Origin of the sequence: Chitinophaga caeni (genome assembly GCF_002557795.1) — a bacterium.
GTDB lineage: Bacteria > Bacteroidota > Bacteroidia > Chitinophagales > Chitinophagaceae > Chitinophaga > Chitinophaga caeni.
In genome coordinates this window covers 337,454-363,273 of record NZ_CP023777.1, presented here as the reverse complement: position 1 = coordinate 363,273, position 25,820 = coordinate 337,454, and the positions used below count along the sequence as shown (strand labels likewise).

The 25,820-nt window shown below is 42.5% G+C and carries 15 protein-coding genes; 14 read left to right on the top strand and 1 reads right to left on the bottom strand.

The features are described from left to right. Nucleotides 1-622 precede the first annotated feature (622 nt). The 14 genes from COR50_RS01420 (at nucleotide 623) to COR50_RS01355 (ending at nucleotide 24,882) form a co-directional block, all read left to right on the top strand. On the top strand, nucleotides 623-3,586 hold the full coding sequence (locus COR50_RS01420) for a SusC/RagA family TonB-linked outer membrane protein (RefSeq protein ID WP_198405753.1): 2,964 nt from the start codon (nucleotides 623-625) through the stop codon (nucleotides 3,584-3,586). Nucleotides 3,587-3,612: 26 nt separating this feature from the next. Continuing rightward, complete coding sequence (locus tag COR50_RS01415; protein ID WP_232516248.1) at nucleotides 3,613-5,148, top strand: RagB/SusD family nutrient uptake outer membrane protein; 1,536 nt, start codon at nucleotides 3,613-3,615, stop codon at nucleotides 5,146-5,148. A gap of 8 nt (nucleotides 5,149-5,156) precedes the next feature. Then, the gene (locus tag COR50_RS01410) at nucleotides 5,157-5,828 is read left to right on the top strand and encodes a hypothetical protein (RefSeq protein ID WP_098192315.1); all 672 of its coding nucleotides are present in this window, start codon (nucleotides 5,157-5,159) and stop codon (nucleotides 5,826-5,828) included. 15 nt (nucleotides 5,829-5,843) lie between these two features. Next, on the top strand, nucleotides 5,844-6,890 hold the full coding sequence (locus COR50_RS01405) for a DUF5007 domain-containing protein (protein ID WP_098192314.1): 1,047 nt from the start codon (nucleotides 5,844-5,846) through the stop codon (nucleotides 6,888-6,890). A 41-nt stretch (nucleotides 6,891-6,931) separates the two neighbouring features. Continuing rightward, nucleotides 6,932-10,114 carry a SusC/RagA family TonB-linked outer membrane protein gene (locus COR50_RS01400; protein ID WP_098192313.1) on the top strand — a complete coding sequence of 1,061 codons (3,183 nt, stop codon included), beginning with the start codon at nucleotides 6,932-6,934 and terminating at the stop codon, nucleotides 10,112-10,114. Between the two features lie 42 nt (nucleotides 10,115-10,156). After that, nucleotides 10,157-11,659, top strand: coding sequence for a RagB/SusD family nutrient uptake outer membrane protein (locus tag COR50_RS01395; protein ID WP_198405752.1), 1,503 nt, complete (start codon nucleotides 10,157-10,159; stop codon nucleotides 11,657-11,659). Between the two features lie 26 nt (nucleotides 11,660-11,685). Continuing rightward, nucleotides 11,686-12,393: a hypothetical protein gene (locus COR50_RS01390; protein ID WP_157760584.1), complete on the top strand. Its 708-nt coding sequence runs from the start codon at nucleotides 11,686-11,688 to the stop codon at nucleotides 12,391-12,393. A gap of 29 nt (nucleotides 12,394-12,422) precedes the next feature. Continuing rightward, nucleotides 12,423-14,057: a DUF5008 domain-containing protein gene (locus COR50_RS01385; protein WP_098192311.1), complete on the top strand. Its 1,635-nt coding sequence runs from the start codon at nucleotides 12,423-12,425 to the stop codon at nucleotides 14,055-14,057. 48 nt (nucleotides 14,058-14,105) lie between these two features. Next, nucleotides 14,106-15,848, top strand: coding sequence for a LamG-like jellyroll fold domain-containing protein (locus tag COR50_RS01380; protein ID WP_098192310.1), 1,743 nt, complete (start codon nucleotides 14,106-14,108; stop codon nucleotides 15,846-15,848). Between the two features lie 23 nt (nucleotides 15,849-15,871). Then, nucleotides 15,872-17,329: a M60 family metallopeptidase gene (locus tag COR50_RS01375; RefSeq protein WP_198405751.1), complete on the top strand. Its 1,458-nt coding sequence runs from the start codon at nucleotides 15,872-15,874 to the stop codon at nucleotides 17,327-17,329. Between the two features lie 20 nt (nucleotides 17,330-17,349). Beyond that, complete coding sequence (locus COR50_RS01370) at nucleotides 17,350-19,032, top strand: LamG-like jellyroll fold domain-containing protein (RefSeq protein ID WP_098192308.1); 1,683 nt, start codon at nucleotides 17,350-17,352, stop codon at nucleotides 19,030-19,032. A gap of 16 nt (nucleotides 19,033-19,048) precedes the next feature. Continuing rightward, nucleotides 19,049-20,758: a LamG-like jellyroll fold domain-containing protein gene (locus tag COR50_RS01365; protein WP_098192307.1), complete on the top strand. Its 1,710-nt coding sequence runs from the start codon at nucleotides 19,049-19,051 to the stop codon at nucleotides 20,756-20,758. A 194-nt stretch (nucleotides 20,759-20,952) separates the two neighbouring features. Then, nucleotides 20,953-23,433, top strand: coding sequence for a beta-mannosidase (locus COR50_RS01360; RefSeq protein ID WP_232516247.1), 2,481 nt, complete (start codon nucleotides 20,953-20,955; stop codon nucleotides 23,431-23,433). Between the two features lie 21 nt (nucleotides 23,434-23,454). Continuing rightward, the gene (locus tag COR50_RS01355; RefSeq protein ID WP_098192306.1) at nucleotides 23,455-24,882 is read left to right on the top strand and encodes an alpha-L-fucosidase; all 1,428 of its coding nucleotides are present in this window, start codon (nucleotides 23,455-23,457) and stop codon (nucleotides 24,880-24,882) included. A gap of 98 nt (nucleotides 24,883-24,980) precedes the next feature. Here COR50_RS01355 and COR50_RS01350 read toward each other — a convergent pair whose 3' ends face one another. Further along, entirely contained in the window at nucleotides 24,981-25,817 is an 837-nt protein-coding gene (locus COR50_RS01350) for a hypothetical protein (RefSeq protein ID WP_098192305.1), read from the bottom strand. Nucleotides 25,818-25,820 lie beyond the last annotated feature (3 nt).

Below are 25,820 nucleotides of genomic sequence, written 5' to 3'. Positions count from 1 at the left end.
GGTTATAGAAGCTAAATCGAAAAAGGTGCTTTTTTATGATATTTAATTGTCACAAAAATTTCATAATAAAAAAAGTAATTAGAACGCTTTATCCTAGCTTTTTATTTTGTGCTTAGATAGGATGGAGAACTATCTATTTATAGTGAGCAATAGATAAAATTGAGTATCAACCAAATAAGGAATATTTAAACCGTATGTAGAGTGACCTCGTGAACATGTTATAATAAACTACAATATTCCCAAAAACAAAATCCAAAAACAAGAACGTAACTAGAGATTAGTTACAAAGATTTATTGTCTGCTTTTTCACCGGACTTGACTTTTTGCAATCGGTCGCAAATAGTTCCAGGGAAAGCTATGCTTCAAAAATCGCTAGGTATAAAATTCATTATGCCGAAAGGGCATTTCTATTGATAAAACTATTCCGTAATTTCTAAAATTTCACCTATGACGAGTATGGATTTTTTATTATAATTAATTTATAATCAATTCATTAGGCGATTTTAGCCTTATTCCTTAATCACATTTATTATGCCGGGAAGCATTTCCCGTGGCAGGTGCCCTTCGTGGACCTGGCTGGACAGCTATTGTTTACATGAAACAGTCTAAAATACTTCTAACGATGAAAGATCACCTGTATATGCGGTTGCCAGGGATATTCCGATTTACAATGCTTACCATAGCATTGTGTTCTTTCGGCATTCAATGGAGCTTTGCATCGGATGGTTTAATGAGTTATAGAGATACCATCCCCGGGGATTCCGGGCAGCCGGTTAATCTAATCATACCGAAAGCTCCCGTAGGCCTTAAACAAAATGATACCCTAGATATCCTTAAAAATGCTATGTATCCTAATCTCTCTGTTCAGCAAATGTTGAAGGGGAACTTAAGGGGATTATTCGTACAAGAGCCGAACGGCGAACCCGGCACCGAACAAAATATGTTTGTCCGTGGCCTTGCAATGCCGCTTTTCAGTAAAAAAGATTTGAGTGCCGTTCAACCAACCGTATTTTTAAACGGGATTCCCTTATTGCAGGATAACGTGTTGGTTTACGATATACAACAATACGAATTTAACCGCCTCGGTCCAGCTACCAACTTCCTCAATAACTTGAACCTCGACAATATTGAAAGTATCGAGATTATCAAGGATGCAGACGGGAAATTAGGACCATGGGCTGCCAATGGGGCCATCAATATTATTACCAAGCAGGCTAAATCCGGTGATAAACTGATCAGTGTAAATTCTTATTTCGGCATGAATTTATACGATCCTATTTATACTACGAACGCGGCATACGAGAATAATTTCCGCAGGCCATTCTACCAGAAATATGCGGGATCCGGCGATTCATTGATATATCCTGCATATTTGAGAGATTCTTCCAACATGGATTATTATGGTCCTGCAAACTGGACTGATAAATACTTTGACAACACTTTTCTTTACGGCATAAACGCTAGTATTTCAGGTGGCTCCGAGAGGGCCAATTTCCGTTTTTTTGCTAATAAGGAAACCAATAACGGTGTTGCCGATAACACGAAGATGGATAAATACAATGCCAACTTCTTGGTAAATATGTCACCGATAAAATGGTTAATGGCTTCTGCTATGGTGAATGCCACGCGCATTGATCGCCAGCGCAATACGAGCATGCGCGATCGTTTCGGGGAAATGAATTATATCCCGGACGTGTCCGCCCCGCTTCCTCCTTCCGCCAATGGCTACCAGAAATACCAGGATGCCCTGGATAAATCTTTCGACAAAAACCACCTTAACCTCGTGCAGGGTTCTTTCTCCCTCTCGTTTGACCTAAAGAAATTTCAGTTCATCTCCCGCATTGGTTACGATTATAACGAAAGCAGCAGGGATGTGTTCTGGCCTTCGATTTTAAGTGATAACAGTAACTATGTTTCCAACTATTTCGGCGGCAACCAAAGGGTGATGTTGGAGAATATCCTACGCTCCGCATGGAAATTGAGCGCCGATAGCCGCGTGCAGATCGAGCTCGGGCAATCATTGCAGTCTGATGAATGGAAATATTCTTACACCCGTGCTTACAGGGGATACAGTGATCGTATCAAGGTGAACCTGGTTGATGGAGACAAAAATAGCGTCAATTACTTGTTGCCTACAAACTTCGGCAACCAGTTAGTATTCCGTTATATCGATAAAACAAAGCATCGCCTCGTTTCTCTTTACGCTAACGCCGTATACTCCTTCAGGGATATATATCAATTATCTGTAACCCTAAGAAATGATGGTAGCTCTTATATGAATGCTGCCAATAGGTGGTTCTTCACGCCTACCATCTCCGGTTCTATGGATATCAAGTCAAAATGGTTTGAAACTAATGACGCGATCAGCGATTGGAGGTTATCAGCATCCTGGGGCAGGATGGGTAGGTTGTTAAATGATGATAGGTTCGGTGCTGGCCCGCAATACAGGGTTGAGCTGGGTTGGGAAGGTAATAAAACGGCCTATTCTTACAATGCTTTTGCAGGGCTTTCGCGCCCTTATACTTCGGGCTATGTTGCTGATGACTTTGCATGGCCTTACACTGATATTACGAATGTTAGTACAGATATTAGCTTGTTTGAAAACCGCTTGATGTTAAACTTGGCGGTATACAACAAGAACGATAAAAATATGATTATCGGGATGCCTGCCATTGCAGAATCGGGTTATACCGTAAATTATGCGAACGGGCTAGAGGTCAATAACAAGGGCTTTGAAATTGGCCTGGCCGCTGCCGTTATTAAAAAGAGAAAAGTTTCCCTCACGCCATTCGTGAATTTCAGCAAGAACAGGAATGAATTGAAGGCCTTACCGGGTGGCGCAACAGAATTTGTTAGCGGTAGCAGGAAACTTGAAGTAGGAAAACCTATTGATGCGTTCTGGTTATATGAAAATAAAGGCATTTACAATTCGGATTCAGAAGTACCAATCGACAGTAAAACCGGCGAACCGATGAACTTTATCGGCGCCCCTTTCCAAGCTGGTGATCCAATCTGGAACGATACTAACGGCGACTTCGTTGTGAACGATGAAGATAAAGTGCTGAAAGGTCACAGCTTGCCTACCTATAGCGGCAACTTCGGGTTTGACTTCGTTTACGGCAAGTTCAACTTGGGTGCAACATTCTATTATGCAGGTGGCCATAGCGCTATTAATGAAAAAACTGCCGCCCGTTATGATTTTATCAACCGCGATGGTCGCACCGATATGAATTCCGTGAAAGACATCACTTTCTGGCAAAAAGACTTGGATATGAAATCTTATCCAGTGTATAACCCTTGGAGCGCAGTTGTGCCTTACCGTGTAGACCAGGATTTGTTCCTAGAGAATGCATCCTTTGTGAAATTACGTGCACTTACCATTGGCTACGACCTGACAGGTTGGAGGTTGATCAATAAGAAAGGTTATTTCAAGAAGTTCTACGTGTATGCGACCGGTAATAATTTACTCACATTCACCAATTATACAGGTGGAGATCCGGAGTTAGTGCAATATAATGGTTATGATAACTTTTATGCATTGCCTATTCCTAAAACATATACCATCGGTATAAAAATGGACTTGTAAAATATTATCATATCAAGATGAATAGTATGAAAAAAATATTTCCTTCAATAAAGAAAACAGCGATCGCCTTGGTGTTGCTATCCATGTTTGCTTCTTGCAACAACTTCTTGGATGTAAGGCCATCAAGGTTAGTAAAGGAAGATCGTTACTGGAGATCGATCGAAGATGCGAGAAGTGCTTTGATCGGCGCTTATGGCCTTTCCAGGGCTGCTTTAAGTGAAAATGCAGCTTTTTGGATGTATGGCGAATTCAGGATGGGTGACTTTGTTGCCACTTCAAGGACGGATTTAAAATCCATTATCAATAATAACTTGGGTGTATCCTTTCCCTTGGTTCAAAAGTTAAAAAACTGGAGAGCTTTTTATGCTGCCATCAACTCGATTAACCTATTCATCGAGCGTTCTCCAGGTATCAAGGAATTAGATGCTTATTATACCGATATCAACAATCGTTTGGACATTGCCCAAATGCGTTGCTTGAGGGCCTTCCTTTATTTTTATATGTCCCGTATCTGGGGAGATGTTCCTTTAATAACATCTTCTTATGATGGGGAGTTTCCTCAATTCGAAAGAACACCGCAAGCCACCGTTTTAGCTTTCGCTGAAAAGGAAATCGTTGAAGCGGCCTTGGATCTACCTTTTATTTATAATGGAACCGATCCGCAGTCGCCGGGTGATTACTACAACGAAGGTTACGGTCGTTGGCGTGGAACGATCTTTAACAAGATTAGCGCCTACTCTGTATTGGCGCATATTGCGGCATGGCAACAACAGTATGATCGCGTGATGTCGTACACGCAGTTTATTTTTGACAACTACGATTATGCAAATATTTCTTTTACCAATCTTACGGAAAACTTAACGAAAGGTAAAGATGGATTCTTCTCGCAAAGTAGTCCCAGCCAGATTTTGAATTTTGCTTTCGATTACCAGAGTGCGGAAGGGACCTTGGCCGGTCATCTGCAAGAGTTTACTTTGGCAGCGCCGATAACAAGTAAATTATTGCCGGATGTATATATGCCGAGGGATACGATCTTGAAATATTTCAATCAACCAAATGATGAACGTTTCAGCATCGATTTAACCACCGGTTACCCTAAAACCGATTACTACTTTTCAAATTATAATACGAATATCCCGGTATTCTCAAAGATCAAGGTGATTGAAGATGGTGGCGAAGATAAGGGCGCTTTCCGCTTGAATAATGCCACGTTGATGTTTACGCGGATGGAAGAATTGTCGTTGCTGCGTGCAGAAGCCGCGGTACAAACAGGCGATAGGGGTGAGGCGGAACTTTTAGTGAGTAACGTGATGAAAAGCCGCGGCATCATCAATCCGAGCTTCAAAGGGAAAGACATGATCGATGAAATTTTCGCGGAAAGGAGAAGGGAGCTGGCAGGAGAAGGATGGAGGTTTTTTGACCAGATCAGGTATCAAAAAATTAAGAAAAATAACCCGGATATGATGACTTTGATCAATAGTGGCGGTATCTACTGGCCCATTGCAGATGAAGTACTCAAATCCAATCCTAAACTTACACAAAACGCTTACTGGTTAAATTAATTTCAACTATGAAAAAAAGAAATGCTTTAACAGGTATAGCCATCTTGAGCTTTGCATTGGTTGGACTATTCTTCTCGGCTTGTCAAAAGGACGGTGGTTATTATGAATTTGAGAAAAATCCAAATGTTATCAACTCCAATATTTACGAACATCTTAAAAGTAAAGTAGGGGTTTATGATTCCATGGTGTACTTGATAGACCGTTTAGGTTTGGAACGAATTTTTAGAAGTAATAAACTCACTGTCTTTGCCATACCCAATGCTTCTTTTGAAACGGCCTTATACAATTTAAACGTACTCCGACAAAGCGAGGGTAAAGAGAAATTATACCTCGCGGATTTGGATAGGGAAAATCTTGATACGTTATTCTGTAGGTACGTGATACCCGGTTCTTTTACTACGGACAGCGTTGCCAGCTTCGTAGATGGACGCAATTTCAATTCGCTGAAGTACAACCAGGAAATGAATATGCAATTATATGTACAACCTGCTTCCGGCTTTGAAGATGGAGGACCGAAGTACATTATTTACAGTGACACCAAGCAATCATTTTATATTGTTCGATGGGTAAGGACGAATACTTCAGCCATGGATACATATCTCTCGAACGGGGTGCTACATACTTTGGCGAGCGACCATGAGTTTGGATTTGATGAATTCATTACACGTTTCAATCGATAAAATTCTAATTGACCAATGAAGAGTTTATATAAATATTTGATGTTGGTAGCCCTGGTAGTTTCGATTACCGTGGGATGTATCAAGCTACCTGCGGATGTCGACTTTTTTAGCCGGGGAGCTAATTACTCCGTGACTACTTACGAGCCGGTATTGGGGCGCAGTAGTATTATGCCGGAAGATGAGTACGGTTCTATATTTAATGCTGATAATTCTACTTATCCACTCACTTTCAAAATTACGAATATCCGCACCGCGAAAGGTGATAGCGCGGATGTTTTCAAGTTGACTTTCCCAGTTAAAGTGTGGAAAACCCCGTATACGGGCTTGGAGAAAACGAGGGAGGAACTTGAATCCAAAAGGGAGATAGAATACCACAAATTATTTGAAGTGAGGGAACACAGCGGGCATTTCATTTTCTGGAGACCGGAAACACTGGAGTACCTTAACCAAGTTAAGATGCAACCGGATCCCGGTTATTTATTTGATGTTGAAGTTTCCAACAGTGGTGGTAGCAAATCTTTCAAGAATTTAGAGTTAAAGCCAATGCGTCCCAGGGCATATGAACCCTCGGATATCGATCCGATTACAGGGAATACCTTGGGTTATATTGTGCCTACAAGTGTTAGTAACATGAAGATGGAAGGTGAAGATGCTTCTTATTTATCAAACTATAATGTACGGGTACTTTTTTATAAAGACCAGGCATCGAAAGGAAATACATTATCATTCGAATTTAGAGATACTGCATACCAACCGATCGATCCATTAAAATTTGAAAGGACGAAATGGAATGATTTATTGCACCATTTCGGTGAGCCGGTATTTACTCCCGTAGATGTGAAGTATGAAGTGCCTTACCCGATCCCTTGCGCCATTAGAAATACACAATACACCAATTTATTGGGCAATATGGCTAAAGTATCCTTCTCATACGATAGGATCAACCAGGGAACTTTTGTTGAAAGCGCCTTCCTGGATTTCAACTTTGCCATTTATGAACCCGGTGATTGGAAGATCGTCTTCTGGTTCAAAGACTTTAACCCGGATTTTGAGGACAATTAATCGGACCGGTAAACTTGTTTCAACACGAAAAAATAATTTGGATGTATCAACAATATATTTTATCACGAAAAGCTAAAGGCCTGTGGGCCCTCTTGGTGGCAATGATGATCATGGGCCATGTTGCAGCGCAACAAAAAATGGTAACCATGAAAGGTATTGCCTACGAAAAAAGTACCAATACGCCCATCCCGGGATTGGGTATCTATACCGGGAAGCCATTGAAACCGATCGCTGCCACGGCGGCTGATGGTAGTTTCTCTATCACGGTGCCGGAAGGGGCGGAAGTTGTATTCCGTTCTATCTCCTATGCTGCCTATTCTATAAAAGCAAAGGAAGGCGCCAAGTATAAGATCATGATGGCGGAACAACAAAGCAAGTTGAAAGAAACGGTGATCATCGGTTACCAGAAAAAATCGCGAGAAGTTGTTTCCGGGGCAACCACCCTGATCAGCGGGAAGGAATTGCAAGACGTACCCGTTGCGAACGTAATGGAACTGATGCAAGGTAAGGTTGCGGGTTTGAATATCCAGAATAATACGGGCGCTCCCGGTTATGCCGGTACAATCCAGATGCGTGGTTTGAACTCCATCGCGATTTCTGGTTCCGGTAGCGAAGCTTTCCTTAGACCAACCTCCCCATTATTCATCATCGATGGTGTGCCGGTAGATCCGAACTCCAACTATCAATATGGATTCGATCAGGCTGGTCCTGGTTTAAGTCCTTTGTCATTGATTCCCCCGGAAGACATTGAAAGTATACAGGTGTTGAAAGATGCACAGGCAACTGCCTTGTACGGTTCAAGGGGTGCGTACGGTGTTATCTTGGTAACAACGAAACGTGGTAAATCAAAAGTGCCGATTGTTCAGTATACCGGTAATTTCTTCGTGAGTATTCCTCCAACGTTACGCCCCGTAATCGGTGGACAAGAAGAGCGCCGCAGACGTATTAACCAATACATGGAATATACCGATTCGCTTTACAAAGCCGCGGAAATTGTCAATGAAACACCATTCTTATCCGATAGTTTAAATCCTTTTTATAACAACTCTACCAACTGGCAAGGCCTGTTTTATGATTATGCTTACAACCAAACGCATAACCTGATCGTTTCCGGTGGTGATGATCGCTTCAACTATAAGGCAAACGTTGGCTATTACAATGAGAAAGGTATCATGAAGAATACCGGTTTCGAAAGGTATGCCTTAAGTACGAACATGACCTATAGGCCAACACAAAGGTTGCGTGTATTCTCCACGATATCCACCAGCTTGGGGCTTAATAAGAAAGGTAGCGGTAACGGGTTATTGCAAACCGATGTCGCGAAGGCGGGCGCCCAATCATCGTTGATGCCTGCGCCATCGTTCTACTCCTCGTCTGCTTCGGCCATAGCGGCATTACGAACGGATAATAATAATAAGACGGCCAACGTAAGAACGAGCTTAGATGTGGATTATGAACTGTTTCCCGGTTTGCACGTTGCAAACAATGTAAGTTTCGAAAACCAATCGGCAACGGAAGAAAATTTCGTTCCTGCCGCGATCAATAGTAACTTCTCCTCGATGTATTCATTTTATGATAAGAAAACTATCTTCAATAACAGGGCTAGTTTATCTTATTTCAAAACGGTGAATAATGTACATAATTTCACGATCGCCGTTTTTAACGAGTTGAACAGGAATACTTACCAAGCCAACACCGTGAAACTCGAGCGGACCCCGAGCGATGATTTCAAGGGGCCTTATGGTAATGATGGTTATTATTCCCGTGGTGGTGTGATGCCCGGTTCTTACGATGAACGCATCGTGGGTAACGCGGCCACCTTCTCCTATAACTATGACCAAATGTATGTTTTGGATTTGAGCTACCGCTTGGATGCCAGCTCTACATCTGGAAAGAAAACACCTTATTCAAATAACCCTTCTATCGGTTTACGTTGGAACTTCAACCGCTTGAGAGCGCTTTCAACTTCCACTTGGCTGGATTACGGCGCCATCCGTGCTACCTGGGGTAAAAATGTAACACCGCAGGGTGATATCTTCGATGCCTACGGGATTTATACCGATCGCAACGGTGCTAGGTATAACGACCAGCCCGTGAGCGGCATAGAGTATGAAAACTTGCCTAATAATGATTTGAAGCCGGTAACCAATACAACGTTGAACTTCGGTTTCGATATGGGCTTATGGAGAAGCCGTATTACGGGAACCTTCGATTTCTATGTGAAGGATGTGGATAACTCATTATACGAAATTGATTTGCCTGATGTCAACGGTTTTAACAAGGTTAAATCGAATGATTTGGCCTGGAGAAACATCGGGTTTGAATATCAAATCACGGCACGTTTATTACCGAGCACCAGCGAATGGAATATGACTTTCAGCCTTAACGGAAGTTATGTGAAAGATAGGATCACGCGCCTGCCAAACGGTAAACGTGAGATGTATTACTACGATAAATCCGCGGGGCAAGATATCCTGTACAGGGTTGGTAAAAATGCCTTGACCAACGTTCTTTATAATACTACGGGCGTATATGCAACAGATGCCGATGTTCCGGTGAATCCTGTAACGGGTAAACCCGTAGTTGTGAAAAGTGTTGTAAATGATAACGTTTATTATACTCCTTTACGCGGCGGAGATCCTATCTGGACGGATATGAACGGTGATTATATCATCGATGAACATGACCGTGTATATGCAGGTAACTCGCAGCCTTTAGTGAACGGTGGAGCTAGCCTGTTTGTTCAATACAAGAATTACTCTTTGAATATTTACGGCGCCTACATTGCTTACAGGAAAATCTTGAACAATGCCATAGCTGAACGTTTTGCCAGCTTCTCTAAACCGAGTGGCAACCTGGCCATGGTGCCGATCGATGAATATAATTACTGGGAAAAGGCAGGTGATAAAGCAACATATCCGAACCCATATGATTATGCACGTTCTCCTTACGTAAGACCTTATAGGATTGATCAAACCTTGTTTGAAGAAGATGGTTCTTACTTCAAGATCAACCAGATCACATTCTCTTACAACTTTGACAGGGCTAAAACACGTAGGTACGGAGTTACTTCGGCCAGGGTGTATGCAACGGTATATAATATGTTCATGTTCTCTAACTATTCTGGTCCGAACCCTGAAAACGTAACCGCTTTAGGACGTGACCAAAGTGGTGGGTATCCTGCACGTCGATCTGTGACAGTAGGTTTGAGTGTACAATTCTAAAGGCAGCAAACAACATTGAATCAAGCAATTAATACTAGCAATATGAAGCGTATAATATTTGCAATCGGGATGATTTTCTTATTAGGCACTTTGCCTAGTTGTGAAAAGTTCCTGGATACGGAGTCGCCGGATAAAGAGTCCGGGGCTAGCTTCTGGCAAACTAGGGAAGATGTGGAAAAGTTTACCAACAACCTGTACGCCGAAATGGCCGACATATTATTGGATAATTCCTTCTTCTTAGCAGCAGAATTTAGAACAGGTATTTACCGTGAAACAAATTTCAGTCGTAGCGGTTTTAACAGGGTTTATTATAATTACCTCGTTACTAATGATCTTAAATCATTAATGCGGGAAACATATTGGAACAGTTTCTTTAGGTTTAACCAAATACCTGAATGGGGAGCTTATTTTAAGGTTATCCAATCCTGCGGCGTTTTAATCGATGCTGTAGAGAATCTCGATGCCGGCATTTTAGATGAAACAGATAAAAAGCGTTACATGGGTGAAGCGGTTTTCGTGCGAAACTTCATGTATTTCATCATGGTACGTCTTTTCGGTGATGTACCATATTACACGGATCCCTACTTCAGCGGCATTATAGGCCGCAGCAACTTTGTAGATGTTCTAAATAGTTGTATCAAGGAAGTTGATGAATACAAAGATTACCTGCCCTGGTCATATACAGATCCTAAAATGCGCGCGGTACGTCCTACGCGGGGGGCAATGTATGCCTTGATGATGCATATGAATATGTGGAATGCAGGGTTTGATGATGCCAACAAGGAAAAATACTACCAGGAAACAGCACGCTTAGGCAAGGAATTACGCGAAACCAATAACGGCGCTTACCGCTTGTTAACCGTAAGTGAGTTCCGCCAACTGTTCAGGGGCGGTTCCCAGGAAGGCTTGTTCGAGTTTACGCAAAACGTCAACTACGGTGAAGTACGTGGCTTGGGATATCAATATTTCAATGACAACGTACTGCGCCAACCGCAATACAGCCAAGCTTACGTTTACTGGTTGAATAAATATATCGAGAAATATTACCCGATCGGTGAAGTCGATAAACGTAAAGAGCTTTGGTTTGATCAAAATATTTACAACGAGAACTCAACCGCGGAATTTTTGAAGTTTAAAGGAAATACCGGCAGCGGCATCGCTTTCGATGGTAACCTGATCGTATTCCGTTATGCAGATGCCATTTTGTTGGAGGCGGAAGCTAATGCCGAACTAACCGGCGGTACAGGTGAGGAGCTCGCCAAGCAATTGCTCAATATGATCCGCAACCGTGCCGAAGCTACTTTATATAATGGCCTTGGTGGTACGGATTTAAAAGATGCCATCTTCTGGGAGCGCTGCAAAGAACTTCAAGGGGAAGGACATGCTTTCTACGACTTGGTGCGTACGCGTAGAATACTGAATAGTGAATATTGCTCTAACCCTATCTCGCAATCAGCATTCTTACGCGGGGCTTGGACTTGGCCGATCACTGAAACGGCGCTCGTTAATAATCCTTACATGAAATTGAACGAATACTGGCGCTAATCAATCACCTAAAAAGCAAAATGATCATGAAATCAACATATAAATGGCTCTTCGCAGTTTTAGGATGTATCCTGGCGTTAGCAGCATGCAAGAAAGATTATTACGATGATTCAGGTACCCACAATGGTAAGTTTGATGGAAACATCATGCAATACTTGGAATCGAACCCGTACTATTTCAGTGATGTAGTGAAGGCTATCGATTTGGCTGGCTTGCGCGAAACGATGGAGAATGAAACTGTGACCTTCTTCGCGCCAGGTAACGTAAGCTTTGATAGTACCATTTATTATACGAACCGCGAATTGTTTAACATCGGGCAAGATACGATCCGCACTTTGGATCAGGTACCCGGCCCGGTATGGAAAGCAATGTTGAGCCGTTATCTTTTTAAAGATAAACGCTTGTTAAACGACTATCAACAATTTGATCCGAACGTATTTAATACTTATCCCGGGCAGTTTTTTAATTCCTACCTGGAAGAACCGATGCATATCGGCGTTTTTTACCACGACGAGGGAGGGGCGAAATATGTTGGTTACCGCCAGTTACAACTGAGTTATAGCCGTGATTATTCTATCTCGCCAATATTTTGGACAACGGTAAATGTAGCCTCCGTAAACATCGAACCTACGAATGGGGCCGTGCATGCACTCCAGTTTAGTAATCATAGGTTTGGGTTTATCGTGAATGATTTTTATCTCCTTATCAGGCAGTATGGCTTGAATGGGCAGTAAGCATTACATCAGTCGAAAAAAATTACAAGATGCAATTATCAAAATATTTTATCCTGGTTCTTTTAGTAGCAATGGGCTTCCTTGCTTGTAAGGAAACTGAAACCGTTTACCCGGATCCTTATGCCGGTGGTTTGCCGCCATTAGGCATCGCCTTCGATAGGGGGCAGCCCACGCCCGCTGAAGGCGGTACTGGCGATATCGTAACCTTTAAGGTAACCGGCCTGCTGCCTTATAAAGATAGCGTTGAATTTTATATGGGCGACCAACTTGCGGAGGTTACCAATATCGGTGAAAATTCTGTTTCCCTAAAAGTGCCGCCATTCGCCAGTTCCGGCGCTGTTACAGTAAAAATTGGCGATGAGTTACTTTATACTCCCGTTTTTACAGTGAAAGGTAAATTGAAGATCGACCGCACTTTCTTGGCTGGTCGCGGTGCAAACGGCGCGATATCCAGTATCGTACCAACCAGCAATAATCGCTACTTGTTAGTCGGCGCCTTCACTCAATACAATGCCGCAGGTGTAAGTAACCCTTTATACGGCATTACGATGACGGAAACCAACGGTGCGTATGTAAGCGCATTCGGTGTGGATTCCGCTGTTGGTGCAACGGGGATCATCCGCCATGCAGCGCAGTTGCCAAACGGTAAAATTCTGATTGGCGGTAGTTTTAGTCGTTATGGTTCACATACTTCTTTGATTTCCGGTATCACGGCGATTAATCAACAAGGATATTTAGATACGATGATCGTTAATGTGATCCCTACGGAAGATGATATTGATGCAGCAGGGGAACATGAAGGGAACGCGGAAGTAGTTACTGTGGATACCGTGCCTGCATTTAACGCTGGTTTCACTGGATCGATTAATAGGATATATTATCACGATGAAAAGGTTTACGTTGTCGGAAACTTCTACGTATACCAACAGGTGTACTACCCTAACTCCACCCGTTATACCAAGGTCTCTGATTATAGGCAAGTGTCCAATATTGCCAGGATGGACATAAACGGTAACCTGGATTCTACTTTCCATTATGACTTGGCAGAACATAAGGGAAAGCAAGGCGTAATCGGGAATATAGGTTCTTCTTATATGACTGAAAACGGCCAACTGATATTGGTAGGTAGATTCACTTCTTACGATGGAACGCCTACGGGAAACATCGTCCGTTTGGATGAAAATGGTGATATGGATCCGACCTTCATGGCCGGCACCGGTACAAATGGCGTCATCAACTCGATCACCTACAACGCGACTACTAAGAAATATGTGATCACCGGGTTGTTCGACACCTATAATGGTCAACCACGCAAAAACATGGCAGTTTTGAATGAAGACGGTTCCCTGGATGCGAACTTTATTCCACAGGCAGTAACCGGCGGTGTCATTGTTTATGCTAAACAAATGTCAAACGGGTACATCATCACCACGGGAACTTTCCAAAAATATGGAGATGTAACCCGGTACGGATTAATGGTATTGAACCCTGATGGAACACTTTCTGCCGATCATAACAACACCGGTAAATTCAACGGTATCGTGACAGATATGGTTGAAACGGTTTCAGCAGAGGGCGATCCTGCCATGATCTTGGTTGGTTTTATTCAATCATTTGATAATAGCGCGGTCGGCAACATCGTACGTCTTGTTTTCGAGAGATAAAATAATTGGTGGTTAATACCACGGTTTCACGGTTTAAAAATCGTTCAAATGAAAAAAATATTCTTATACTTCTTGGCTACCACCGCTTTCTTGGCGGCATGTAATAAATCGGATGATGGACCGAAGAAGGACTATGTTTATAATAATGATTACGGTAAGATGCCCGGCGCTCCTAAATTATTGTTTATTACGATTGACGGAGCAAGGGGTACAGCCGTTCAAGCATTACGCCCGTTAAAATTATGGGAGATGCGCGATAGCGCCCTGTATACCTGGAACGGTTTGTCTGATACTGCAAGCGCTTACGGTGAGAACTGGACGACGATGCTAACAGGTGTACGTTCTGCTAAAAGCGGCGTAGTCGGTGATGATTTCAGCAATGCTGATTTCTCCAGTTTCCCGACCTTTTTCGAAAGGTTAGAGGCGAAAAAGCCGGGTTTACGTAGTGCCGCATTCTGTTCATCTCCTGAATTATTGAACGAAGTAATTCGGAATTCTGCTACTCAAAATCAATCATTCGCATCTGATCTGCAAACCCGCGATGCGGCTATTGCCGAGCTAGGGAATGCAGATGCGGATGTGGTGTTCGTTCAGTTCAATGAAGTTGATAAGGCCGGGGAGCAATACGGATACGATGCCTCGGTGCCTCAATATGCCGCGGCTATCAATACTGCCGATCAATATGTTTCAGACTTGATGGCTGCCATGCAAGGCCGCGCTACATACGGCGACGAAAGGTGGTTGGTGGTTGTTACCTCCAGCCGTGGTGGTGATTATGCCATTGATCCTGAGGATAGTGATGGTACCATCTTCAGTAATCCCCTCAGCAATACCTTCACGATGTTTTTCAACACGAGGTTTGAAGCGAGCGTGGTCGGTAGGCCAGAAAACTTGAGGGTTCCATTCGAAGGTAAGTACATTCGCCTTTCCGGTCAGCCCGGCCAACCTACGAAACCGATGGTAAGGGCCGCCGTTCAGGATAATGGTTTATATAATATCCATAATACGGATGAGTTGACCATCGAGATGAAGTTTAAGCTTAATAAAGATGCAGATGGCGATTATAATTATTCCTATCCCCCGTTTTTAACAAAAGGAGATCGTTACGGTAGCACACCGGGATGGTCATTCTTTAGGAACGGCGCTAAGATGCAATTTTGGGTTGGGGTTACAGCCACTAACCTAAGTGCGCAAACCGTGGATGTGAAAGATGGTGATTGGCACCACCTGGCGGGCACTATTCGTTATTCCAATAACTCTTACTACCTATCGGTTTACCTAGATGGAGAGTTGCAAAATTCATCTCAAATATCCGGTTATGAACCGAATGCCAATTCAAGTTCACCATTGAGGTTGGGGTATAATACTACCGTATTTACCGACAATACGATCGATTTCAGTGCTGCTGATGTAAGAATTTGGAATACGATCGTGGATGATGAAACTATTAAGACCTGGGCGCCCCGTACATATGTGAATAAATCTCACAAATATTTTTCACATCTAATCGGTTACTGGTCTTGCCTGGATGGTGAAGGAGATCAATTTAAAGATGCAACGGCGAATCACATGGATATGACCTTGGAAGGCCCTTACGCTTGGACAGAATTCAATGATTTCAGTAACTATTTATACCCGGTCATTCCTAACCAGGAAAAATATGTTCCTAATACGGTGGATATACCTTTCCGCATCATGGAATGGTTCCAGGTGCCGATCGATAATAGTTGGTCTTTGGATGGACGTAGCTGGCCAGCGACTTTCCGCGATTTTCCAAATTATAACCAGTAATTGAACCTTAAAATTCGATGATGATGAAATCATTCACCATAAAAAGTTTGTTAGGCGCGGCATTCCTAGCCATTGCCATTACGGCTTGCGACAAAGAATATAATTTTAAAGATGGCTATGATGAGCCACCCAAGGTAGATACGGCGGGTTTGTCGAGGTTAGATACCAATATGCTGATTATTGATAGTAGCGGTTTCCCTGATGCGAAGAAATTTCCGGGCTTAGTACCCGTAGTGGAACCGCGCTTGATGGAACAGGCGGTAACCTTGGATTTTTATTATAAAGTTCCGACAGACCAGATCCGTATCAGCGTTGTGCCGGGCAACTGGTTAAGTACCGGCTTTTATGCAGCTCCGGGCGAGCTTGTAAAAGTAGTGGTTCCTGATAACGTGGATGGGGCTTCTATCCAGATCGGCGCCCATACGGATAATGTGAGCGCCAAGTACCCTTTGCTCCGTGCCGGGGTAATTTATACCAGGAAATTGCTTGTACCGGGTGTTAACTACATCCGGAATATATACGGGGGGAATATCTACATATTACCTTCCAAACCTTCGGACAAGAAGGTCACATTTACATTCTCTAACGTTTGCAAATCGCCCGATTTCGTATTGGGCGAAACTTCGGATTCTGAATGGAAAGAATTGCTCCGCAGGTCAAATGTTCCGGTATTTGAAATGCGCAGTAAGCGGGTAGTGTTTACCTTCTACCGCAAAGTAATGCTTTCCTTACTCGATAAATTCAACGCCGAAGAGGTGATGAAACTGTGGGATGAAGCCATCGAAAAAGATTATAACGAGTGGTATGGTCTTTCGGATGAGCCCGCGGATATCATCGACCAGGCTCCAACAACGCAGCACCGTTTCGTATTGGACATTCAAATTAGCTTGGGTAGCGGCCACAGCGGTTATCCTTGCATGGCTTACCTCGATTGGCACGACACCTTCATAGATACCGCCCTGATCAGGGATGGTGCGAGCTGGGGTGCATTCCACGAGTTTGGCCATAACTTCCAGATGGGTAGCATTTGGAGCTGGGGTGGTGCAGATGGTTTAGGCGAAACATCCAATAACTTATTCGTGTTCAAGATTGCGAATAGGTACGGTAGGAAGCCGAGACGTATTTACCAGGAAGATTTTGTGCAACCGGCTTTAGACTGGGCAGCACAGGCTGTAGGCTCCAGGAGGTTCAGCGAGGTGAAGGATGTATTCCAAAGGTTGGTGCCATTTGTTCAATTGTTCCAAAGATATGGATACGGTATGATGACCTACATCGCATCGGAAGGAAGAAGGGAACCGAGACCATTTTTAATCAACGAAGCCAAGAAGAATTTCTTCTTCGTTAAGGCTTCCGAATATGCACAAACCAATTTAAAGCCATTCTTCGATCATTGGGGTATCGTGGTGTCGCCGTCAGCAGTAGATGAAGTATCGCATCTGCCGTTGTTAGACGAAGAATTGTGGACAAATGATATCCGTTAATCATCTGAAAAAAAGAAATTATGCGAATATTTTCCGCGAAGCGAGGCATAGCATTATCATTGATCGGTGCAGCCATCACTATTGCCGCTTGTAAAAAAATAGAATTGGTAAACTCCAATAAAACCGAGGTGCCAAGCATCACTTCCAGCAAGAGTAAAGTTTTGTTGGTCGTGGTAGACGGATTGGTGGGAAAAGAATTGGCTGCCATTAACCCGCCTACTATTCAAACTATATTGCCACATAGTACTTATAGCTGGGATGCGTTGGCAGATACCGTTACGACAGATGGCGCTTCATGGGGAAATATCATGACTGCCGTAGGATCGTCCGTCAATACAATTACCGATTCCACGTTAACAGCTAAAACAGCAAGTGGAGAAAGGTATCCTTCATTCCTACAATTAATGGAGCAAACTAGCTCTAGGAATATACGTACCATTGCTATTACACCTTGGGAGCAGTTGAATCAAACTTTATTATCTAATGCAGATGTGAAAATCAGCATCCCGAATAATGATAATGACCTGGTTCGTGATTCAGCAGTGGCACACCTTAAATCCGATAGCGCCGATTTGGTAATCGTTCATTTCAACAATGTTAATTTAGCTGGAAAGGAAGACGGGTTCTATGCATCTTCGCCTGCATATGCGGCAGCGTTAGAAACTTTTGATAGCTACTTGGCTGACCTTTTAAATGCAATCAATGACAGGACAAATTCTGGTGATGAAGATTGGTTACTGATCGTGCAATCAACGCATGGTGGTGTAGATAAATCGTATGGTGGTAGAACAGATCAAGAGATGAATTGTTTTAGCTTGTACTATAACCCATCATTATACGGAACCAAGATTTCATTGCCGCAATCGATCAAATATAATACCCGCTTGTTCGGTAAAGATGAATCAGCTGTAAATGCCGTTTTGGAAGATGATCAGGCGTATAACTTCGGTGAAACAGGCAATTATACAATCGAGTTGAAAATGCGCACTTTTAATAAGGGAGCAAACGCTTATTATCCTGCATTCTTTTCCAAGAGGCAATCTTTCGATGGGGGAGTTGTTGGATGGTGCATGTTCTTGGAAAGTAATTATTGGATGATCAACTTCGGTAAGGCCGGCTCCGGTAATAGTCAACTAAAAGGTGCTACTATCAATGATGCAAACTGGCATCACTTGAGCGTGGTAATTTATACTAATACAGACAATAACAAACGTTACGTGAGAACGTATACAGATGGAGCGCTAAACGGGGAGAAAGAAATCACAGATAGGGGAAATGTCAACTCCCCGGCACCTTTAAGGATGGGCTTTATTCCTGGATCTGTAAGTACGCCGGCTGACATTTATATGAGTGATGTAAGAATATTTAATGACAGTTTAAGCACGGAAACAATACAGCAGTTCAGCTGTACCAATGTTATAGATGAATCCCATCCTAAATTTAATAACCTGGTAGGACATTGGAACGCTACCGAGGGAACCGGGAATGTTATCCGTAATACTGCCCCGGGAGGCGGACCTAGTTTCGTTCTTGCAAGCGGCGCCCGCTGGGATTTATTGAATTATATATTGCCTTGTGCCGGGAATGAATCTGTAGTGCCACCGTATAATACGGAAGTATTTAACCAGATCGCTTACTGGTTAAACGTTCCGATCAACAACGATTGGCAAATTGCAAACCGCTTCTGGTTGAAATTCTTCTAATATTAATCTCCTTGATATGATCAAACATATTTTTAAATATAGCGCCCTTGCCGCCTTGCTGACTGCAATCAGTCTCTCTTCCTGTGTGAAAGAAGATTTTTTGCCATCGCATTACGACAACGACTCCACCACCCAAGATTTTGGTAACGTGGAATTTAAACGCAGGAAAGTACTCTTAATTGCGATTGATGGATTAGCCGGTAAAACCGTGCAAGATATGGCGCCCCCCGTTATCAGCGGATTATTACCGAAAAGCGTGTACACTTTCGAAGGACTAACAGATACAGTAACGAGCGTTGCTACCGGTTGGGCAACCATGACTACCGGTGTTCCATATATAGATCACCTGATCATGGACAGTACCCTGATTCCTAAAACCGTTGTAGGAAGCCATAGTGAAATCAAATATTACGATAACTTCATTCACTTCCTGAAAAATGATAACCTGGAATTTAAAGTAACTGCGATCACGCCCTGGGATGATATCAACAGTTTTATTATCCCGCAGTCTGATAACGTGGTATCTCTTGGTTCAAGCGCCAGCACGGAAGATATCTCCAATGCTGCTATCGATCGTTTACAAACTACGAATCCCGATTTGATGATTGTAAACTTCAATCAAACTGCATTAGTTGGGCAACAGTATGGTTTCGGAGAAAATGTGGCCGAATATTCAAATGCAGTATTATCGATCGATCAACAGATCGGGAAAATTATGGATGCTTTGGCTGCCAGGGAGAATTATGAAAAAGAAGAATGGTTGGTTGTAATACAATCTACCAGCGGCGGTGCAGGGCATGAATTAGGAGGTAAGCTTTCTGCGCAAAGGAATGTATTCAGCATTTATTACAGCCCCATAATCGTTCCCGGAAAATATACAGGACCGAAAATCTTGGATAAGGGCTTACGTTTGAATGGTACCCCTAGCACTTATGTAAGAGCTGAAAACCCGGATGATCGTTATAATATTAATGGCTCCATGACCTTTGAATTTAAATTGAAAGTGAATCCAAGGGAACCGGGAAACTATTCGTATTCATATCCCCCGTTTTTCTCTAAAGTTAAAGAGCGTTACGGTAGCGCCAATCCAGGTTATTCGTTCTTAAAAACAGGTAACGAGATGGTATTTTGGATGTGCGATGGAGAAAGTACAAAAGAAGTAAAGCAAACAACCGCTATTTTGGATAATAACTTCCATACAGTTACCGGTAGAGCCGATTTCGATGGTCAAACATATACTATGTCTATCTTTTTGGATGGTGAAAATAGGAAAGATATCCAATTTACCCCGGCCAACCCAATCACTAATGACAAACCCTTAGTGTTAGGCTATTGGCCTGCTGTTTTTACAGATCAATACTTTGATTGCTACATGGCAGATGTCAGAATTTGGAATACGGCGCTCCCCGATGAAGAGATCAAGGAACTTGCAGTATTAAGTACTGTTCCTAGCGACCATCCGCATATTAATAACTTGATCGGTAATTGGTCCTGCGATGAAGGTGAAGGCGATCAATTTATCGATGCCAGCCCTTCCCAATCAAACTTTTCCATAGTGGGGAATTACTCTTGGAACCCATTAGGTGAAATATTGGCTTCTTCCAACAGGGCGCCTAATCTTTTAGATGTGACGCCTACTATATATGGTTGGATCGGCTTAACCTTGGAAGGTTCTAACAAGCCGCAAGGAAATAATTATATCAGGATAATTGGTAAAGATAATTAACAAGAAAAGCAGCAAACGAAGAAAAGGCATGGCGTGTTCGTCATGCCTTTCTTTTTACCCCAGCCCCTTGCCATCTAAAGATTATTTCCCATTTTTATACAAACTTTTGAAGGATGAGCATGTTCAGACTATTTCTAGTCATTTTTGTATCAATTTTTGTCAATTTTTCAATATCCTTTGCCCAACAACAAAGAATGCCGTTAGATCAGGGTTGGTCTTTCCGAAGGGCAGACGAACAAAAATGGTTCCCGGCCAAAGTGCCCGGTACCGTTCATACCGACTTGCTGGGCAACGGATTAATTCCCGATCCTTTCTTCGGTACCAATGAAAAATCTTTACAATGGATTGAAAATATAGATTGGGTGTATAAGAGGAATTTGAACATTCCTGCTGATGCCATCGATGCTGATGCCCTGCAATTAAATTTTAAAGGACTGGACACATATGTGGATATCTACCTCAACGGTCAGAAAATCTATTCGGCAAATAATATGTTTATTGAGCATTGGATAGATGTAAAGCCATTTGTACATATAGGCGATAACGAATTGAAGGTGTATTTCCATAGCCCGATCAGGCATGATATGCCCAATTTTGTTAGAGATGGATGGCTGTATCCGGCAGGGAATGACCAAGCACAAATTCCCTTAAGCATCTATGCGCGGAAGGCGCCGTATCATTATGGCTGGGATTGGGGACCCCGGTTCGTAACTTCGGGTATTTGGTTGCCGGTAGACCTGGTGATTACCCGTAAAGCAAGCCTGGAAGATGTATACCTTCAACAAAAATCATTAAGCGAAAAAGTAGCTATCGTAGATGCGCAGCTGCTATTGAATATTATGCAAGCAGGGGAATATGAAGTCCGCATTTCCAGTCCCGCTAAAAAATTTGCATCCGTTAGTAAGCGTATTACATGCCAACCCGGGAAACAAGAGATTGATATCCCTTTTAATATCAAGAAACCGGATAGATGGTGGCCGAACGGACTGGGTAAGCAGGTGCTTTATCCCGTGGAAGTTTCCGTAAGTTATGCTCATAACGTGGTAGATCGACAGGTAAAGAAAATCGGTTTACGCACTGTTGAAGTAGTGAACAAGCCCGATCAATGGGGCGAAAGTTTTTTTGTAAAAGTAAACGGTGTGCCCGTATTCATGAAAGGGGCTAATTATATTCCGCAAGATAATTTTCTGCCGCGCGTGACAGATGAACAATATCAATCGATCTTCCGCACGATGAAAGACTGCCATTTTAATATGGTTCGTGTATGGGGCGGTGGTATTTATGAGAAAGATATTTTTTACGATCTGGCTGATGAAACGGGCATACTAGTATGGCAGGATTTTATGTTTGCCTGTAGCCTTTATCCTTCCGATGAAAATTTCTTTGAAAATGTTCGTAAAGAAGCTGTTTACAACATCCGCCGTTTGAGAAATCATCCTTCCTTGGCGCTTTGGTGCGGGAATAATGAAATTGCAGTTGCTATCAAGAACTGGGGTTGGAAGGGCAGTTATGCTTATACCGATCGACAGTGGGAAGATTTCTTGGAGGGATACGATAAGTTGTTTAAAGAATTATTACCGCAAGAAGTTAATAAAAATGATCCGGGCAGGTTTTATTTTTCTTCATCACCGGTTAGTAACTGGGGAAAAGCGGAAGATTTTAAGGTGGGCGATAATCATTACTGGGGAGTCTGGCACGGCATGGAATGGTTTGAGCAGCTAAATGTAAAAGTACCGCGGTTTATGAGCGAGTACGGGTTCCAGTCCTTCCCCGGTATTGAAACGATGCCGAATTTTGCTACGGAAAAGGATTATGATATTTACGGAAACGTCATGCAAGCGCACCAGAAAAGTGTTACAAGGGGAAATGCCGCGATCAATACTTATATGCTTCATTATTATAAAGAGCCCAAGGATTTTCCGTCGTTTTTATATTTAAACCAGGTTTTACAAGCAGAAGGAATAAAAGTTGGTATGGAAGCGCATAGAAGGAATATGCCTTATTGCATGGGGACGCTATACTGGCAGCTCAATGACTGCTGGCCTGCCGCTTCATGGTCCAGCATGGATTATACGGGACGGTGGAAAGCCTTACAATTCTTTGTAAAGAAAGCTTATGATACGACGATTGTCAGCAATTATATAGATGAAAACATTTTGAAATCTTATATCATTACCGATCGTCTAAATACCGCTAAAGGTAAATTTACCTGGATGTTAAAACGCTTTGATGGTACGGTTTTGAAAGATACCAGTTTGAAGGTCGAACTGAAGGGAAACAGTAGTTTGAATGTTTTTGATATAGCAATAAATGATATTGAGAATATTGCTAGTACTTCCAATGTATTTATTGAAACCACATGGAAGGAAGAAAAAGGAGGGATCGTCAGAAATGTATTTTATTTGAAAGATCCTAAAGATTTGAATTTGCAACAACCTTCAGTTGATGTTGATATCATTGCTAAATGGGATCAGTATATTTTACAGGTTCATTCATCTGGGCTTGCTAAAAATGTTTACCTGCAATTGCCCGCTGATAAGTCCGCAGTATTTAGTGATAATTATATGGATGTTTTGCCCGGTGAGACATTGAATATTTATTTGCGTTCCAATTTGACTTTGAAACAAGTCAAATCGAATCTTATCGTAATGAACTTGTTGGATGCTTATAAATAGAAATGCGTTAAAAATAATAATATGAGAAAATATTTTTTGCTGTTACTCTTTATGGCAGGTTATAACTTGCCGATGTTCGCCCAGGAAGAGCATCCTTATGTCCCGGAAACAGATACCGCCGTACTTCATAAGCTCGACAATTGGCAGGACTGGAAATTTGGACTGATGATTCACTGGGGGCCATATAGTATAAAAGGTGTTGTAGAATCTTGGAGTATTTGCCCGGAAGATGAAGGCTGGACCCAAAGAAAACCATACGGCATCCCTTACTATCAATATCTGCAAGAATATGAAGCTTTACCGACAAAGTTCAACCCTGTAAAGTTTAATCCTTCCAAATGGGCCGATGCAGCAAAAGCCGCCGGAATGAAATACCTGGTGTTTACGACCAAGCATCACGATGGTTTTAATATGTTTGATACTAAACAATCCGATTACAAAATCACAGCGGCTAATGTACCTTTTAGTAAAAATCCGAAAGCTAATATAGCCCGTGAAGTATTTGACGCATTTAGAAATGACGGCTTCCACATCGGGGCGTATTTTTCTAAACCGGATTGGCATTCTCCATATTATTGGTGGCCTTATTTCCCTCCTAAAGACAGGAATGTGAATTATGAGATAAAGAAATACCCTGAACGTTGGAAACAATTTCAACAATTTACTTATAAACAGATCGAGGAGTTAATGTCGGGTTATGGAAAGATAGACATTCTTTGGTTAGATGGCGGTTGGGTACGACCACTTAGTATGCAGACGGAAGAATCGTTATCATGGTCTAAAACGCCACCGCAAGACCAGGATATCAATATGCCGGCAATTACTGAAATGGCCAGGGAGCATCAGCCGGGTTTAATCGTCGTGGACAGAAGTGTTCACGGTCCTTATGAAAACTACCGCACACCCGAACAGCAGATACCTGCCAAACCTCTCTCTTATCCTTGGGAGACTTGTATGACGATGGGCAATTCCTGGTCTTATGTGCCGGGAGATCAATATAAATCTACTAACACCATCATCCATAACCTGGTTGATATCGTAGCAAAAGGCGGCAACTATTTATTGAATATCGGTCCCGGCCCTGATGGTGATTTTGATCCGGTAGCTTACACCAGGTTAGATTCAATTGGTCAATGGATGTCTGTAAATGGGAGTGCCATTTATAATACGAGGGTGATAGCCCCATATAAAGACGGCAAGGTATGTTTTACACAATTAAAGGATGGACATTTGGTAAATGCTATTTACCTGTTGCCTGAAAATGAACAACTACCGGGGATCATTTCCTTTACAGGGATTGTTCCAAGAAGGGGAACCAAGGTGCGGGTACTGGGCAGCAAACAAAAATTGCCATGGAAAGTTTCAGGAAATCAAATCAATATTGTAATTCCTAAATCATTGCAAAAAGCAGCCTGGAAATATGCAGTAGTTTTCCAGTTTGAAAAATAATTAGAGGGGGAAAATGAGGCATGGGGGAAATGAGGCATGGGGTCGCGACCCCATGCCAACAGACTGCCACAGACTGCCACAGACTGCCAGTCCGGGAATTATTTAAACCAATTTCCGATATCAATTGAAACCCCGAAATCGGCCATGAATGATTTAAAATAATCAAAATAATCTTCGTAATAATTGATATTGTTTTGAGGATCATACAGGGTGCTTCCTTTCAGAACAATATTTTGATAGAACTGGGCATGGAATTTTATATACCTGTAACCTGCCCTTACGGTGATGGTTGGCTGCAAAAACGGTATCGTTCCGTCACTGATCTGGTGGAACACAAATTGGTCATCCGGATCGGGCAACGCTTTAGATCCATTCCTCAGTCCGTGGAAATTTACAATCGAAAATTTCGGGGTAAAACCAACTTCCACTGCCCTGTGTACTAAGCCGATAGTAGGCTGAACATAAAATCTTGTAAAGTTAGCCGACAGTTTATAATCATCACGGCGATAATCTTGATCCTTGATATGATCATAAAATATGGGATCTAAAGTTTTGAAAGAGCCTTTCCCAAAACCCGAATAAACATCGAAGACCATTAATTTCTTAACACCGATTGTCGTGAAATAACCGAGCCCGGCCTCGATCGAATAGCCGCGGTTATATGGATCGTAATCTATGAAGTTATCATCATCAAAATCCTTGTGGTAATTGCTGTTATTGCCATAAACATATTGTCCGCTGGCAGCTACTGCGAAGTGATTACTAACGGCATAAGCTGCCGCTGCATTTTTCGTTGCAATCGAGGCTTTAAATTCGCCCGATTCTTTTAGCATGGGAACATTCGGTTGGCTTGGCACATAAATATGCGTAGGTGCAGAGCATGAATAGCAAATTGCGGCAATGCAAATGCCAATCAATGATTTTGAAATTTTCATATG

What these genes read in the sequence shown, in the direction of transcription:
- COR50_RS01390 (WP_157760584.1), top strand. Translation starts at nt 11,686, where the DNA reads ATGAAATCAACATATAAATGGCTCTTCGCAGTTTTAGGATGTATCCTG.
- COR50_RS01405 (WP_098192314.1), top strand. Translation starts at nt 5,844, where the DNA reads ATGAAGAGTTTATATAAATATTTGATGTTGGTAGCCCTGGTAGTTTCG.
- COR50_RS01365 (WP_098192307.1), top strand. Translation starts at nt 19,049, where the DNA reads ATGATCAAACATATTTTTAAATATAGCGCCCTTGCCGCCTTGCTGACT.
- COR50_RS01360 (WP_232516247.1), top strand. Translation starts at nt 20,953, where the DNA reads ATGCCGTTAGATCAGGGTTGGTCTTTCCGAAGGGCAGACGAACAAAAA.
- COR50_RS01400 (WP_098192313.1), top strand. Translation starts at nt 6,932, where the DNA reads ATGTATCAACAATATATTTTATCACGAAAAGCTAAAGGCCTGTGGGCC.
- COR50_RS01420 (WP_198405753.1), top strand. Translation starts at nt 623, where the DNA reads ATGAAAGATCACCTGTATATGCGGTTGCCAGGGATATTCCGATTTACA.
- COR50_RS01410 (WP_098192315.1), top strand. Translation starts at nt 5,157, where the DNA reads ATGAAAAAAAGAAATGCTTTAACAGGTATAGCCATCTTGAGCTTTGCA.
- COR50_RS01355 (WP_098192306.1), top strand. Translation starts at nt 23,455, where the DNA reads ATGAGAAAATATTTTTTGCTGTTACTCTTTATGGCAGGTTATAACTTG.
- COR50_RS01380 (WP_098192310.1), top strand. Translation starts at nt 14,106, where the DNA reads ATGAAAAAAATATTCTTATACTTCTTGGCTACCACCGCTTTCTTGGCG.
- COR50_RS01370 (WP_098192308.1), top strand. Translation starts at nt 17,350, where the DNA reads ATGCGAATATTTTCCGCGAAGCGAGGCATAGCATTATCATTGATCGGT.
- COR50_RS01375 (WP_198405751.1), top strand. Translation starts at nt 15,872, where the DNA reads ATGAAATCATTCACCATAAAAAGTTTGTTAGGCGCGGCATTCCTAGCC.
- COR50_RS01385 (WP_098192311.1), top strand. Translation starts at nt 12,423, where the DNA reads ATGCAATTATCAAAATATTTTATCCTGGTTCTTTTAGTAGCAATGGGC.
- COR50_RS01415 (WP_232516248.1), top strand. Translation starts at nt 3,613, where the DNA reads ATGAAAAAAATATTTCCTTCAATAAAGAAAACAGCGATCGCCTTGGTG.
- COR50_RS01350 (WP_098192305.1), bottom strand. Translation starts at nt 25,817, where the DNA reads ATGAAAATTTCAAAATCATTGATTGGCATTTGCATTGCCGCAATTTGC.
- COR50_RS01395 (WP_198405752.1), top strand. Translation starts at nt 10,157, where the DNA reads ATGAAGCGTATAATATTTGCAATCGGGATGATTTTCTTATTAGGCACT.